Annotated in this window: 15 protein-coding genes and 2 pseudogenes; 8 read left to right on the top strand and 9 right to left on the bottom strand. The window is 69.8% G+C overall.

Annotated elements, in window-relative coordinates:
• Nucleotides 1-95 precede the first annotated feature (95 nt).
• The 5 genes from ACIBBH_RS37370 (at nt 96) to ACIBBH_RS37390 (ending at nt 3,776) form a co-directional block, all read left to right on the top strand.
• The gene (locus tag ACIBBH_RS37370; RefSeq protein ID WP_399412556.1) at nt 96-1,469 is read left to right on the top strand and encodes a diaminopimelate decarboxylase; all 1,374 of its coding nucleotides are present in this window, start codon (nt 96-98) and stop codon (nt 1,467-1,469) included.
• 172 nt (nt 1,470-1,641) lie between these two features.
• Entirely contained in the window at nt 1,642-2,031 is a 390-nt protein-coding gene (locus ACIBBH_RS37375; RefSeq protein WP_399412558.1) for a hypothetical protein, read from the top strand.
• Nucleotides 2,028-2,849 (top strand): transcriptional regulator, encoded by an 822-nt coding sequence (locus tag ACIBBH_RS37380; RefSeq protein ID WP_399412560.1) that lies wholly within the window; start codon nt 2,028-2,030, stop codon nt 2,847-2,849. The genes ACIBBH_RS37375 and ACIBBH_RS37380 overlap by 4 nt, the downstream gene beginning before the upstream one ends.
• Nucleotides 2,850-2,880: 31 nt before the next feature.
• Complete coding sequence (locus ACIBBH_RS37385) at nt 2,881-3,384, top strand: roadblock/LC7 domain-containing protein (protein ID WP_399412562.1); 504 nt, start codon at nt 2,881-2,883, stop codon at nt 3,382-3,384.
• Nucleotides 3,385-3,401: 17 nt separating this feature from the next.
• Entirely contained in the window at nt 3,402-3,776 is a 375-nt protein-coding gene (locus ACIBBH_RS37390) for a hypothetical protein (protein ID WP_399412563.1), read from the top strand.
• A gap of 8 nt (nt 3,777-3,784) precedes the next feature.
• On the opposite strand, the gene ACIBBH_RS37395 is transcribed toward ACIBBH_RS37390, so the two are convergent.
• The 3 genes and pseudogenes from ACIBBH_RS37395 to ACIBBH_RS37405 form a co-directional block, all read right to left on the bottom strand.
• Nucleotides 3,785-4,369: a hypothetical protein gene (locus tag ACIBBH_RS37395; RefSeq protein WP_399412565.1), complete on the bottom strand. Its 585-nt coding sequence runs from the start codon at nt 4,367-4,369 to the stop codon at nt 3,785-3,787.
• An 87-nt stretch (nt 4,370-4,456) separates the two neighbouring features.
• The gene (locus tag ACIBBH_RS37400) at nt 4,457-5,299 is read right to left on the bottom strand and encodes a MurR/RpiR family transcriptional regulator (RefSeq protein ID WP_399412567.1); all 843 of its coding nucleotides are present in this window, start codon (nt 5,297-5,299) and stop codon (nt 4,457-4,459) included.
• A pseudogene (locus ACIBBH_RS37405) lies at nt 5,296-5,560 on the bottom strand (histidine ammonia-lyase); the annotation flags it as partial. The gene ACIBBH_RS37400 and the pseudogene ACIBBH_RS37405, both read right to left, overlap by 4 nt.
• Before the next feature lie 162 nt (nt 5,561-5,722).
• Between ACIBBH_RS37405 and ACIBBH_RS37410 the strand changes: the two are divergent.
• Complete coding sequence (locus tag ACIBBH_RS37410; RefSeq protein ID WP_399412586.1) at nt 5,723-6,151, top strand: hypothetical protein; 429 nt, start codon at nt 5,723-5,725, stop codon at nt 6,149-6,151.
• Between the two features lie 15 nt (nt 6,152-6,166).
• Here the strand turns inward: ACIBBH_RS37410 and ACIBBH_RS37415 are convergent, their stop codons facing one another.
• A complete protein-coding gene (locus ACIBBH_RS37415; protein ID WP_399412569.1) occupies nt 6,167-6,940 on the bottom strand; it encodes an SDR family oxidoreductase in 774 nt (257 codons plus the stop codon).
• Between the two features lie 145 nt (nt 6,941-7,085).
• Here ACIBBH_RS37415 and ACIBBH_RS37420 point away from each other — a divergent pair, with 145 nt between their 5' ends.
• A complete protein-coding gene (locus ACIBBH_RS37420; protein WP_399412571.1) occupies nt 7,086-7,952 on the top strand; it encodes a helix-turn-helix transcriptional regulator in 867 nt (288 codons plus the stop codon).
• Between the two features lie 386 nt (nt 7,953-8,338).
• On the opposite strand, the pseudogene ACIBBH_RS37425 reads toward ACIBBH_RS37420, so the two are convergent.
• Nucleotides 8,339-8,809 (bottom strand): annotated as a pseudogene (locus ACIBBH_RS37425) (CBS domain-containing protein); the annotation flags it as partial.
• 100 nt (nt 8,810-8,909) lie between these two features.
• Between ACIBBH_RS37425 and ACIBBH_RS37430 the strand changes: the two are divergent.
• Nucleotides 8,910-10,559, top strand: a complete 1,650-nt coding sequence (locus ACIBBH_RS37430; RefSeq protein WP_399412573.1) for a recombinase family protein — start codon at nt 8,910-8,912, stop codon at nt 10,557-10,559.
• A 134-nt stretch (nt 10,560-10,693) separates the two neighbouring features.
• Here the strand turns inward: ACIBBH_RS37430 and ACIBBH_RS37435 are convergent, their stop codons facing one another.
• From ACIBBH_RS37435 to ACIBBH_RS37450, 4 genes are all read right to left on the bottom strand, one after another.
• The gene (locus ACIBBH_RS37435; RefSeq protein WP_399412575.1) at nt 10,694-12,133 is read right to left on the bottom strand and encodes a replication initiator; all 1,440 of its coding nucleotides are present in this window, start codon (nt 12,131-12,133) and stop codon (nt 10,694-10,696) included.
• 152 nt (nt 12,134-12,285) lie between these two features.
• The gene (locus tag ACIBBH_RS37440) at nt 12,286-12,639 is read right to left on the bottom strand and encodes an SH3 domain-containing protein (protein WP_399412577.1); all 354 of its coding nucleotides are present in this window, start codon (nt 12,637-12,639) and stop codon (nt 12,286-12,288) included.
• A gap of 29 nt (nt 12,640-12,668) precedes the next feature.
• Nucleotides 12,669-12,860 carry a hypothetical protein gene (locus ACIBBH_RS37445; RefSeq protein ID WP_399411895.1) on the bottom strand — a complete coding sequence of 64 codons (192 nt, stop codon included), beginning with the start codon at nt 12,858-12,860 and terminating at the stop codon, nt 12,669-12,671.
• Nucleotides 12,857-14,032, bottom strand: a 1,176-nt coding sequence (locus ACIBBH_RS37450) for an FtsK/SpoIIIE domain-containing protein (protein ID WP_399412579.1), incomplete at its 5' end; no start/stop codon positions are given. The genes ACIBBH_RS37450 and ACIBBH_RS37445, both read right to left, overlap by 4 nt.

Raw genomic sequence — 14,032 nt, forward strand, 5'->3', positions numbered from 1 at the left:
TAGTCAATACGGCGGTGCGCCAACGCCCGCGCACCACGGATGTTTGGCTGGAAGTCTGGAAGGACGGGCACGAACACCGACAGAGCGGGGAAGCCGTGCACCACGGGACCGACAGCGCAGAGGAAGACCGCGTGGCCCGGCGGGACGCGGCGGTGCGGGCCGCGGTGGAGCAGGGGCTGCTCGGGCCCGATGCGGCCGTCGCGGGGCTGCTGGACGTCACCGGCATCCGGGAGTCGGCGGCGCTGCTTCGGGAGGCGTTCGAGGCGGTGGCGGCGCCGGGCACGCCGGTGCTGCACGCCTTCGCGGTGAAGGCGACCCCGCTGGTGCCGGTGCTGCGGCTGCTGGGCGAGGAGGGCGTCGGCGCGGAGGTGGCGAGCCCGGGCGAGCTGGCCCTGGCGCGGGCGGCCGGGGTGCCACCGGAGCGGATCGTGCTGGACTCGCCCGCCAAGACGCCCGAGGAGCTGCGGGAGGCGCTCCGGCTGGGGATCGCGGTGCACGCGGACAACCCGCAGGAGCTGACCCGCATCGACGCCCTGGTGCGTGCCGAGCCCGGCCGTTCCCCGCTCGGGATCCGGGTCAATCCGCAGGTCGGCGGCGGTTCGATCGAGGCGACCTCGACGGCGACGGCGACCTCCAAGTTCGGGGTGGCACTGCGCGACGAGGGGGCCCGGGAGTGGGTCGTGCGGGCGTATCTGGACCGGCCGTGGCTGACCCGGCTGCACGCGCACACCGGGTCGCAGGGCATCCCGCTGTCGCTGATGGTCCAGGGGGTGGCCGAGACGTACGAGCTCGCCGAGGAGATCAACGCGCGGGCGGGGCGGCGGCAGGTCGACACGCTCGACATCGGCGGCGGTCTGCCGGTGAACTTCGCCTCGGACGCGACGACGCCGACGTACGCGCAGTACGCGCGGCTGCTGAGCGAGGCGGTGCCGGGACTGTTCGACGGGCGGTACGGGCTGGTGACCGAGTTCGGGCGGTCGCTGCTGGCCGAGCACGGGACGGTGGTGGCCCGGGTGGAGTACGCCAAGAGCGCGGGCGGACGGCGGGTGGCGGTGACGCACGCGGGCGTGCAGGTGGCGGCGCGGACGGTCTACGTACCCGGGGCGTGGCCGCTGAGGATCGCCGCGTACGACGCGAAGGGGCGGCCGAAGGCGGGGGCGGAGGTGGTCCAGGACATCGCCGGGCCGGCCTGCTTCTCGGGCGACCTGCTCGCGCAGGGGCGTGCGCTGCCGCTGCTGGAGCAGGGCGACTACGCGGCGGCGCTGGACACCGGCGCGTACTACTTCGCGCACCACTACGCGTACAACTCGCTCGCCCGGCCCGCGATCTACGGGTTCGCCCCGGACGGCTCGGGAGGCGTGGCGTTCGCGACGGTGCGGGAGCCGCAGACGACGGACGAGATCGTGGCCGAGTCCGGCGGGGCGCACGTCAGCGCGCTCATCACCCTCGGCGCTCCCGGGAGCCGCTGACACACTCCCCCGTTCACCCGATCAAGTGGGCTGACTACAAGGCAAGTTGACCCACACTAGTCCTCCGGACGCATGTTCCACCGGAAAATGCCAGAAGCCTCACCTGCCACGCACACGTTGCGTAGTGTCGGCGTCACTCAGCCGGAGTCCCAGGCGGGAGGGGAGCCCAACGGTGCCCGGAATCGACGAGTGCTTACTGGAAGCGATGCGCCTGCCCGGTGCCCGGGGCGCGGCGCTGGTGGACTGGACGAGTGGACTGGCCCTGGGCACGGTCGGGGACTCCCCCGGCGGTGACCACGAGACGACCGCGGCCGAGGCGGCCGAACTGGCCCGGCTGGCCGCCGAGCACGGGGCTTTCGCCGCCGGGGACGCCGACGGCCTGCACCCGCCGGTCGAGGACCTGATCATCAGCAACCGGGACAGCTACCACCTGCTGCGGTTCGTGGACACGTCGTTCGACAGCACCGTGCTGCTGCACCTGTGGCTGGCCCGCGAGGACGGCAACCTCGCCCTCGCCCGGATCCGGCTCGGCGAGATGGCCGCCGGGCTGGTGCTGGGATGACCATGGTCAGAACCCCTCCTCCGCCGCCGCTGCCCGTGCGGGACAAGGCGGCCGAACGGGAGTGGAACCGGGCCGCCCTCTCACCGATGCTGACCCGGCTCGCCGAGGAGCGGGCCACCGGCATTCTCGTCCGCGAGCACGGCACGCTGCACCTCGCCGAAGGCCTGGTGGTGCACGCCGAGAGCCCCCTCGCCCCGGGCCTCGGCCGGCTCCTCACGGCCCACGGCACGCTGGCGGCGGCCACCTGGCGGCAGGCCGCGGACCGGGCCGGTGACGCGCCCGGCGCGGCCCGCCTGCTGCTCGGCGCCGGACAGCTGAGGCCGGGTGCCCTGGAGCTGTGCCATCTGGGCGCGGTGTACGACGCCGGGTACTTCGCCCTGGCCCCCAGCAGCGCCCCGGGCCGCTTCCGCTACGGGCCCGTGTCCGCCCCGGCCGCCCTGCGTCCGGTCCCGGTCACCGCGCTGGAGCGGGAGACCCTGCGCCGCCGCCTGCTGCTGCACCGCCTCTGGCCGGACCCGGCGACCGACAGCGCGCCGCTGATCCGCGCCGACCCGGCCTCGGCCCCGCCGGTCACGCCCCGCCAGCGCGCGGTCCTGGCCCGCGTGGACGGCGTCCGCACGGCGGCGGGCATCGCCCGGGAGCTGGGCCGGCCGGCGTTCCACACGCTGGTGGACATACGGCGCCTGGCGGCGGCGGGCCTGCTGGCGCCCGACCCGGCGGTGCCCGCACCACCACCTCACCCGCCGCCCCCACCCCCGGTCACCGACCCCGACATCGCGCTGCTGAAGAGGCTCAGGGATGCGCTGGAGGCCCTTTGAACGGCACCGACCCTCCGAGAGGAGACACCTGATGGCGGCCGAGCCAGAGATCCACGCGCTCCTGGACGAACTGCGGCGACTGCGCAGCCGCGTCCCCCAGCTCACCGGCGCCCTCGCGGCCGGCGTCGACGGCCTCGTCATCGCCGAGGACACCCCCGGCGTCGACCCGGAGGGCCTGGCGGCGCTCACCGCCGCCGCGCTCGGCGTCGCCGTGCGGGTCGCGGACGCCACCGGCCGGGGCGGCTTCCGCGAGCTGCTGGTCCGCGGCGAGCACGGCTACGTCGCCACCTACGCGGCCGGCCGCAGCGCCGTCCTGACCCTGCTCGCCCAGGACCGCGTCAACGTCGGCCGGCTGCACCTGGAGGGCCGCCGGGCCGGCGCCCGGATCGGGGAGCTGGTCGACGCCGCCGAGGCGGCCGCACGGACCGCCCAGGCCGCCCGGCCGCCCGGCCGGACCACCACCGCACGCACTCCCGGACCCACGCGTACGCCCCGCGCTGCCGCCACCGACGCGCGCACCGCAACCGACAGTTGAGAGGATCACGACAGACCATGGCCAACACCGAAACCGCACTGAAGGAAGCCCTCACCTCCATCGAGGGCGCCACCGGCGTCGCGCTCGTCGACTACACCAGCGGCATGGCGCTGGGCACGATGGGCGGCAGCAAGACCTTCGACCTCAACGTGGCCGCCGCCGGGAACACCGACGTGATCCGGGCCAAGATGCGCACGATGGAGCACCTCGGCCTGAAGGGCGAGATCGAGGACATCCTGATCACGCTGTCGAACCAGTACCACCTGATCCGGCTGCTCAAGAGCCGCGGCGGCAACGGCCTGTTCCTCTACCTGGTCCTGGACGCCGGCCGGGCCAACCTGGCGATGGCCCGGCACCAGCTGCGCAAGATCGAGGAGGAGCTGGAGGTCTGAGGCGACGGTCAGACGAGCGCCGCGGTGCGGCGGCGGGCCCCGCCCGGGGCCGCGTCGCCCGCCGCGATGCCCGTACCGCGGTAGGCCTTGACGGCCTTGCCCGCGGGGCGTCCGCCGCGCCTGCCGAGCCAGTCGACGCGCACCCACAGCAGCGTCTCCAGGGCCCGCTCCCGCCGGCCCAGCCAGGCCGCCTTCAGCCGCAGCCCGGCGCCGGTCCCGGCCAGCAGCATGCCGCCGGCCGCCGGCACCACGAAGGAGCCGGCCAGCGCGACGGCGAAGGCCAGCAGCAGCCACCAGCGGTGGCCCCGGCGCCAGTTGCGCACGGTCACCGCGCGGTCCTGGAGCACGTCGTGCTTGCCCGCGCGGGCGACCCCGCGGGTGAGGTCGCCGTACCGCCGGCGGCGCGCGTACGCCACCACGGCGGTGGCGACGATGAACAGCGCGGCCCCGGCCAGGACGCCGATCCGCCGCCCGGTCATCCCGGGCGGCAGCACCCCGATGCCCGCCGCGAACACCCCGAGCCACCACAACGGCGCGGCCCCCGCCCGTACGACGACGGCCACCCGGGCCAGCCCCTGTCCTCCGCGCGCCACGTCACCCTCCCGTGTCACGTCGATCCGAAGCGCCTGTGCGGGCACGTTAACCGGACAAGGTGAGACGAGTCTTAAAAGCGCGCCGGATCACTCGACGAACAACCCCCGCGCCGCCGCCTTCGCGTCGAATTCCTCCAGCCGTGCCTGGGCGTCCGGCAGGTCGTCGCACATGGCCTCCAGCAGCACCCGCCCCAGCAGCATGGGCGCGCACGCGGTGTCGAAGGCGAGCCCGGTGCCGACGGCGGCCGGCAGCAGCAGGTCGGACACCTTGGCGACCGGCGCGAACGCCGAGTCGGCGACCGTGACCACGGTCAGGCCGGCCTCCTTGGCGTGGGCGAGGGTGTCGACGACCTCGCGCGGATGCCGGGGCAGCGCGAAGCACAGCAGGGCGGAGGCGCCGGCCCGGACGGCCGCGTCGATGCGGTCGTGGACCATCGTGCCGCCCTCGTTGAGCAGCCGGACGTCCGGGTGCACCTTGGCGGCGAAGTACGCGAAGCCGTACGCCTGGGAGGCGGCGGCGCGCAGCCCCAGGACCGGCAGGGGGCGCGAGGCGGCGAGGATCCGGCCGCCCTTCTGCACGGGGCGCGGGTCGGCCAGCAGCTCCGCGAGGTGCCTGAGGTTCTCGATCTCGGCCTCTACGGCCTGCTGGTACTCGTTGTACGACGCCGAGCCCGCCGCCGGTTCGGCGGGGACGACCTCGCGCAGGTGCCTGCGCAGGGCCGGGTAGCCGTCGAAGCCGAGGGCGACCGCGAAGCGGGTCACGGAGGGCTGGCTGACCCCGGCCAGTTCGGCCAGCTCCACGCTGGACAGGAACGGCACGTCGGCGGCCCGGCGGACCATGCTGTGCGCGATACGCCGCTGGGTCGGCGTGAGCCGGTGCCCTTCGAAGAGCGCCTGCAGGCGCGTGGCAGGACTGTCGGTCACGCTCATGACGTGCTCCCCCTCCAGATGTCCGTGAACCGGTCGAGCGGTGCGGCCGCCGCCGTCACGTCGTCCGTGAGCGGCCGCAGGCCCGACCCGGAGCAGCCGGCCACCGGACGGTACGCACCCCACGCGCGCAGCGTCCGACGATGCGGCGAGCGAGGCGAAGCCGGCCTGTTCCTCGACGCCCCGGGAGAGTACAGCGTGCCCGAGCGAGGCGGGAGCCGAGAACGCGCGCAGGTCGCCGAGGGCGGCTCCGGCGGTGTACTCCGCAGCACCTATTCAGACACTAAGAACTCTGCATGACGTTATACAACCCGGCAAGGGACATCTCATGATCCGGTTCGCCGCCGACGCGGCCGAGCGCAAACAGGGGGGCTGTCCCCAGTGCGGCGGGCGTTCCGGCTCCCTAGCGTGTCCGCTATGACCGGGATGGAGGCGCGCGACGCCGACCTGAAGAAGGAACTCGACGCCACCCTGCAGGCACGCAGAGAGCTGGGAGAGGAGTACGAGTCCGCGCTGGTCGACTCGTTCCTGGAGAAGGTCGACCAGCGCATCGACGGCGCGGTCGAGCGCCGTGTGCGCCGCCGGCTGGCCGAGCAGCAGCTCCAGGTCGCCCGGGGCAGCCGGGCGCCGAAGACCGGCGACTCCTGGGGCGAGCGCTTCGGCTTCGGCCTCGTCTCACTGGTGCTGGCGATCCCGTTGTCCGCGATAGGCGGCGGCATCGCACACCTGGAGGGCCTGCTGACCGCCTGGGCGGGCATCGTCGGCGTCAACGTGGTCCAGGCGGCCCGCATCACGCCCGGCCTGTTCCGGCGCAGGCGGCGTACGACGTCCCAGGACAGCGAGTGGGAGGAGTGACCCGGACAGTCGTCCCTAGGCCTGCCGGGTCGGCAGCACCATGATCTGCCGCAGGTTGACGTGCCGGGGACGGCCGGCCGCGTAGGCGATGACGTCCGCGACCTCCTCGGACGCCAGCCCGCCGACCGCCTCGAACATGCCGTCCAGCTGCCCGGACAGCTCCTCGTCGGCCACGTGGGTCTTCAGCTCGGTCTCCGTCAGCCCCGGCTCGATGGTGGTGACGCGGACGTCACGGGGCCCGAACTCGGTGCGCAGCGACTGGGACAGATGCGTGACGGCGGCCTTGGTCGCCCCGTACACCGCGTAGTCGGGGAACGTGATGTGGGCGCCGATGGAGGAGACGTTCACCAGGTCCGCGGTGCGGCCCTCGGCGGCGGCCCCCACCAGGTCGGCGGTGAAGGCGCGGATGATCCGCAGCACTCCGGTGACGTTGGTGTCGATCATCCGCTGCCACTCGTCGATGCGGCCGTCGTCGATGGGGTGGGGCAGCATGACGCCCGCGTTGTTGACGACCAGGTCGACAGGCCCGTACGCCTTCTGGATCCGCTCCTTGGCGGCCTGCACGGACGCGTCGTCGGTGACGTCGGCGACGACCGCCAGCGCATGGCCGCCGTCGGCCCGGATCTTCTCCGCGGTCGCCTCCAGCCGCTCACCGCGCCGGGCGAGCAGCGCCACCCGGGCGCCACGCGCCGCGAGCAGCACGGCGACGGCCTCGCCGATGCCGCTGGCGGCGCCGGTGACGACGGCGGTGCGGCCGGACAGGGTCCCGTAACCGGTTTCGTACGACATGGGTGGCTCCCTCGGTTCGTGGCCGGGCGTCTTCCCGGCGACGTCCATCACCCTGCGCCGCCGTCCGCGCCGTACCCAGGGATGCACTTTTCCTGGGTCTGCCAGTACCAGGTCGGGAAGCGGCCGCTGCCCTACGATCGAACCCATGGACGGGGACCTCGGAGACTTCCTGCGCTCGCGCCGCGCCCGCATCCGGCCCGAGGAGGTGGGGCTGCCCTCGCACGGGCGGCGCCGCGTGCCCGGGCTGCGCCGCGAGGAGGTGGCGCAACTGGCCGGTGTGAGCGTCGACTACTACATCCGGCTGGAACAGGGCCGGGGGCCTGGGGGGCCCTCCCGGACGAAGTCCGGGGGAGTCTCCGATGCCGTGCTGGACGCGGTCGCGCGGGTGCTGCGGCTGGACGAGACGGAGCAGGAGTACCTGCGGACGGTGGCACGCCCCCGGCGCAAGCCGCCCAAACGGCCGCCCGCGCCCCGCGTGCGCCCCGGTGTGCAGTCACTGCTGGACAGCTTGGAGGGCAGCCCGGCCTTCGTCCTGGGCCGTCGTATGGACGTCCTGGCCTGGAACGCCCTCGGCGACGCGGTGAACGGCTTCAGCCGCATGGCCCCGGACGACCGGAACATCCCCCGCCACGTCTTCCTCGACCCCGCGGGCCGGGAGCTGTACCCGGAGTGGTCCGCGGTGGCCGCGCAGGCGGTGGCCCACCTGCGCCTGAACGCGGGCCGGTACGCCGACGACCGCGACCTGTGCGCCCTGGTCGGCGAACTCTCCCTCAAGAGCGAGGAGTTCCGCCGCATGTGGGCCGACCACCAGGTCAAGGAGTGCGCGTACGGCGTGAAGAAGGTACGGCACCCGGTGGCGGGCCTGCTGACCCTCCCGTACGAGACGCTGGCCCTCCCGGCGGACCCGGAGCAGACGATCGTGGCGTACACGCCCGAACCCGGGTCGGAGACAGCCGAACGCCTTGCACTGCTGGGCAGTTGGAAGGCGACGACGACCGCAGCCATTGATTGAGGAACCACGACGGCGAGCAGCCACCTCCGCGACAGCGGCACCGGTTCAGGCGGAAAGGGGCTGGTGCGCGGGGACCGCCGCACCCCCGATACCGGGGGGCGGGACGACGGCGGTCCCCGCGAGGGACGCGGGCCGGGTCAGGGCCGGGCTTGCGCGTCCGTGGCGTCCATGGAGGTCCGGGAGCCGCTCCGGAGGTCCTTGGCGCCGCTGGGCGCCGGCCTGGGCGGGGAGCCGCTCCCGCCCTGCCGACACCCACCAATGTGCCGGACCCGTGTTAAGCGGGTGCTGCGCGCACGTGACACGCTCGTACCACTTCCGCGAAGTCCCACCGCTGCGGCGGGAAACCGCAAGTTCCGCGCGGATACCGGCCGTTCACCGGACGTTCGCTACTGTTTTCCGCCCTTGGCGAGGAAGGCCAGCAGGTCCTGCCGGCTGACCACGCCGGTCGGCTTGCCCTCGACGAGGACGATCGCCGCGTCCGCCGAACCGAGCACGGACATCAGGTCCCCGACCGGCTCACCGGAGCCGACCTGGGGCAGCGGGGCCGACATGTGCTTCTCCAGCGGGTCCTCCAGCGAGGCACGCTTGTTGAACAGCGCGTCGAGCAACTCCCGCTCCACGACCGAGCCGACGACCTCGGCGGCCATCACGTCCGGGTGACCGGCCCCCGGCTTGACGACCGGCATCTGGGAGACGCCGTACTCGCGCAGCACCTCGATGGCCTGGCCGACGGTCTCGTCCGGGTGCATGTGGACCAGGGACGGGATGGTGGCGCCCGCCTTGTCCTGCAGGACGTCGGCGACGCGGGCGCTGGGGCCCTCGTCCTCGAGGAAGCCGTAGTCGGCCATCCACTCGTCTAAGTCAATCTGTAAACCGGTAGTCAGATCACCGGCCGCTTGGGGACCATGGTCGGGGGCTGATCACCGCAGGTGACCAGAACAGACGAAGGGGAGGGACATGGCCGGCAGCTCTCGCAGCTACCTCAACCCGGAGCTTGTGACAGCGCTCCAGCAGGGCCGCACGTTCGAGGAGTGGCTAGACGGACGGATCCCCGGCGTGGACTACGCCCGCATCAGTGGAGACCAGGCCGTCAGGTCGTCCACTCAGGCACTCACCAAGGAGAAAGGTCGAGGCGTCCGACACCAGCACGAGGGCAACCAGGAGCATGCGGCCCAGCACGGCATAGCCATCGTGCGCTTCTACGAAGACAACAACATCACGGCGGCCGACCCAGACGTAACCCGTCCCGCCTTCCTGGAGATGACGAAGGCCCTCCTTCACCGCAAGGTGCCTGAGGGGTTTCCCGTTCGCGCCATCGTGGCCCAGGAACATGAACGAGTTTGGCGACTCCCCGAGGATTACATCAGGTTCCGCCGTGCCGTCATCACTGCCGACGACGGCATTTTCATCGAGCGGGGCAGGTTCTACGACATCTCCAGCACCGGCGGTCACATCGTGGGTCTGGTGAACTCCGGCGTATCCGAGGGAGAAGTCTCCAAGACGAAGGAACGTATCAAGCGCAACATCACCCGTCGCGCACAGGACGGGACTACACCGGGCGGTCGTCGCCGTTTTGGATATCTTGCCCAGGACCCTTTGAAGGGCCGCAAGGTGAACGAAAAACTTTGCCCCAAAGAGAGCCCCTGGGCTATCCAGATGAAGGATTGGGCCATGGAAGGGGCAGGATGGAAGACCATTGCCACCCGTCTCCGCGAGAAGGGGATCAAGGGTGCCACGGGAAAAGACTGGACCGGGGAGACTGTTAGGCAGTACCTCACGAACGCCACCAACTACGGACTGAGGCAGATTCACGGGAAGCTGGTGGCCGACAAGGACGGAAACCCTGTTGTCGGGAAATGGGAAACCATCGGCACCGAGGACGAGTGGCGCTACATTTGCAACCTCTCAAAGCAGAGGGGCGCCACGACGGGTAGCAGGCTGACTAACGGCGGGGGGAAGAACCCTGGCCCGCCTGAGGGTCGAGCCAGGAAGTACCTCTTTAGTGGGTTCCTGCGCTGCGGGGCAATCTTGGAGGACGGCAGCATGTGCAACTCCAAGATCGGAGGAGTACGCCGCCCCACGGATTCTCAACCTGATGGCTATATCTACAGCTGTGTAGCCCTAGGGTGCGGAAAGATTGCCCGCAACGGAAAGGCCGTCGACAAACACCTAGAGACCCTCGTAGTGACTGCCCTTGAGGCTCGCTACAAGGCCGTCCCCAAGAAGGTGAAGGACTGGGAGGGAGAAGAAGCGCTATCGGCCCTCTTGGAAAAGAAAAAGAGCCTCACGTCAAGATGGATGGAGGGCGACGTAAGCGACGAAATGTTTTACGAGCTACTTCCCGGCCTTGAGGACAAGATCAAGGGGCTTGAGCAAGACCGGGAAGAGCACGCCGTAGCGATGGCGGAGACTAACGCCTTCAACGGGTGGGATCGAGCGCGATGGTATGGAGATGAGAAGAGGGGAATTCACCCTATGGACCTAACCCAGAAAAGGATGGCCATAGGTCGGATCATACGAGCAGTGATCATTCAGCCGCTTCCCGCCGGAAGGTCCAGGAAAGCCCCCTTCGATCCGAACCTTTTGAAAGTCATTCCTCGTAGGTAACCTCACATAGGCCGAGAATCTGACGAAGTTCTCGGTCCTGTTCCTCCGAGAAGGGCGGGAGCTTATCCAGCTCCCGCCTTACCCATTCCTCTACGCTCATCATGCGACTTGAAGAGGAATGCCTCGCACGTTCCTCAGGCGGCATACTTCCACCCCTCGGCAATCATTTCCCTTCTGATTTCGCGCACATGCGCTAGGTCTTCGGCTATGCCGTATGCAATATCCGCTTCTGCCGGCGAGTGCCCCGAGCCGACGTAGCGCCAGGCTGATTCCGTGACGGTTTCTCGGTCCTCCAGGGCCAGCACGCCGCCGCTCTGGTAGTCGGCCCTCACTGCGCGCAGCGCTCCGTAAGTGGTGGAGTACTGGCGTGATTTGGTGAGCACGTGGCCCCGGTATCCGAGCGTGTGAGCCCAGGCCCGCAGGTTCAACGCCTCCAGCTCTGGCAGGCCGCCCAGGCGCCAGCAGGTGGCCATGAGCGCCCGCAGGTGGGCATTCACGGGGGCAAGCCGGATGCTGTCGAAGTCCTGTATCCGGTAGTCGATGCCGCGCGAGTCGCCGACGCTCTTGGATACGTATTTCGCTACGTAGGCCGCAACTGCGCTATCGGTCACGGCCGATTCCGTGAATGCGTCGCTGCGGATCGCGTGTACGTCACGCTGTTTGCCCCACTTGATGACCCGCTCACCGGCGGCAGGGGAATACGGAGTGTGTACCTCGACTTGATCCGCAGCCGACCGCACGGCATCTGACAGCAAGTCAGTTGTAGCCCAGAGGGGCGGGGGCGACGAGGGACCGTCGGGCCCGTCGAGCCGGATCACCGCATGGAAGTGAACTGCGCCCCGATCCTGGTATTCGGCAACTTTAGCAAAGGAGAGGGTCAGGTGTTCGCGCAGGCGGGTTTGCGTGATTCCTGCCGTCGTCGCCAAATGCCGCCTGAGCATGTGGCAATAGCGATTCCATAGCTTGCCGGCCAAGGCGTGCCAGAGAACGTGTCCGGGGTAGTCGTAGCAATCCCGGCACAAGGGTTGGCCCACTATCGGGTCAGTATCCGAGTGCCGTTGCCCGCAGCCCAGAGACCGCCCGTGTTCGCAGACTCCGCCGTCCCGACGAGGACGGCAGACCTGCCCGTCGCCAGCACGGTGCACAGCGCCGAACGAGGGAGCCGTCAGGGTGACGAAGAGCCGGGGGTGATGCCGAACGCCGTCCGTGACGCCCTTGCCGCCGAGCAGGCCGGAGCGGACCAGGTGGAAGGTGTCGCCCGCGTGCAGGTACGAGCAGGGCTCACAGCGTGTCTCGCGCCGGTTGCGGCACCGTACCGGCATCCGGCCTCCGGGTTCGTTGCTGGTGTCGTAGTGCCGCAACACTTCCCCCGTGACCGCATCACGGGTCGTGGTGTGCCCGGCAAGGTAGATCGGGTGGGCACAGCCGCCAATGGACTTGATCTGATCGAGCCAGCGCGAGAATCCGGGTTCATGCACGAGCCGGATAAGGTCACGCTCGGTAGAAGAAAGAAGGCGCAGACGCTCAGCCTCATTGAGGACTGAGCGCCGCGCCTCATCCGATATTGCAGGCATTCGGAGGCCCCCTTTCGTAAGGAATTGGCGCGCTGTTCATGGATTGGCTCCGCCTTTGTCTCTACTCGGGCTATGGCTTCAGCTCTGCTTTGATGATCTGTGAAATATGTTTTTGTGTTTTAGAGGCCCGTAGGCAGTGCGACCAACTGATGTCATGCGGGCCAGAGATAGGATTCCTTGACCCAGCCCCACCGTCCCTTGTTCGGGCCGCTGGTGACCTTGCCGTACCCCCAGTCGAATTTCTTGTTGCAGTACTCGGTGAAGTGCACGCCCTTATACAGAGTTCCGAGGGACGTGTAATTCGTTCCCGGACCACTGCGCAGGTTCACGGCCGTCGTCGTGGACATCTTCTGCGGCCAGGCCCATTCCCAGTCGCATGCCTTGGGAAGGGACGACGCCGAAGCGCTCTGAGGCGCTGCCGAAGCGGTCGGGGCAGCGACCAGGGCGCCTCCGATGAGAAGGGCGGTCGAGGCAGCCGCGCCCACGATGCGCGTAGTGATGTTCATTCTTGTTCTCCTTCTTGATTCAGGGTTCGTCAGCCGAAAAAGAGGCTTCCGATGGCTTGGACGATTGACCACACGGGATATGAGAACGGCGTTCCTGCCAGCAGGAATCCGAACAGGGAAATCAGGGTTGCCTGATACCACTTGATTTCCCGTGACCGTGCGGTAAGGACCACGTACAGGAACAGGAATGAGTCGATGACCCATATATGTGTCTGTGTCATGTTGCTTCTCCTCCTTTCTCGAAGGTCACGGGGTCGGGCTGGGTCAGGAACGGGTCCGCCGGGGGGTCCATCCGGGCGATTGCGGCTGCATCGGCGGTCGTGACGAGGCGGGAGCGGGCGCGCATCCACCGGCCGCCCATGGCGACCACGGCCACGCCCTGTTCGTCCTCGGTGATGCTCAGGGCTGTGATAACGGCGTCCGGGTTGATGTCGCCCAAGGTCATCTCGGCCGACGCCTCGTCATGCGCACGGTGGGCGACGCGTCCGCCGAGCTGGGCACGCAGCGCGGTGACGCGGGTGCCGATGTCGGAGCCGACCCGCTGTCCGGCGATGACCAGGTGAACGCCGAGCGCCGCGCCGAGCTGGGCGACCCGCAGCAGCAGCGTTCCGCACTGCTCCGCTTCGTCCTTCGAGGCCCGAGAGCCATCGGTGAGGTACAGCTCTGCCAGCTCATCCACGAGCACGACCAGGGGCACCGGCCGCTGTTCCTCGGGCAGTTCCCAGACGGACCGCTTGCCCCACGAGCGGCAACGGCTCATGCGTGCCTGAATCTCTTCCACCACGCCGGACAGCAGGTGAGCCGCCTGTGTCCGGTCGGTGGCCAGCGCCGAGAGGCGACCGCCGAACAGGCCCAGTTCCATGCCGCCCTTGCAGTCAATGCCGACCAGGGCGACCCGCTGAGGTGCCAGCGCAAGCACCAGCGCCGCCAGCAACGACGACTTCCCGGACTGCGTGGCCCCCGTGATCAGCCAGTGCGGCACCCGCCGCAGATCGATCACCCACGGTTCGCCGTCCTCGATCCGGCCCACGTTGGCCGACAGCAGCTCCGCAGCCGGCGAACGGACCGACGCAAGGTCACCGGTCAGGGGGTCCAGGGCCGTGACATGGATGAGGACCTGTCCCCGACGCGGGGAGGTGACCCGCACCCCGTGCACGTGCCAGGCGTGTTCCATGGCACGGGCCGCCGCGAAGTAGGCCGCCGGGGTCTGCCCCGGATGTAGGAGCACCCGCAGCGTCAGCCCGGTTTTCGTCGGCACCGGCAAGGACAGCCGAGGAGGCTTGGGCCGCAACGCCTGCCCCTGCACCACGAGATCACGGCCGACGATCCGGCGGTCCGGCGCAGTGCTCACCGACAACCCGTTGAGGTGGGTCAGTCGCCGCCAGGTCGTGAA

Origin of the sequence: Streptomyces sp. NPDC051636 (genome assembly GCF_044453765.1) — a bacterium.
Classification (GTDB): domain Bacteria; phylum Actinomycetota; class Actinomycetes; order Streptomycetales; family Streptomycetaceae; genus Streptomyces.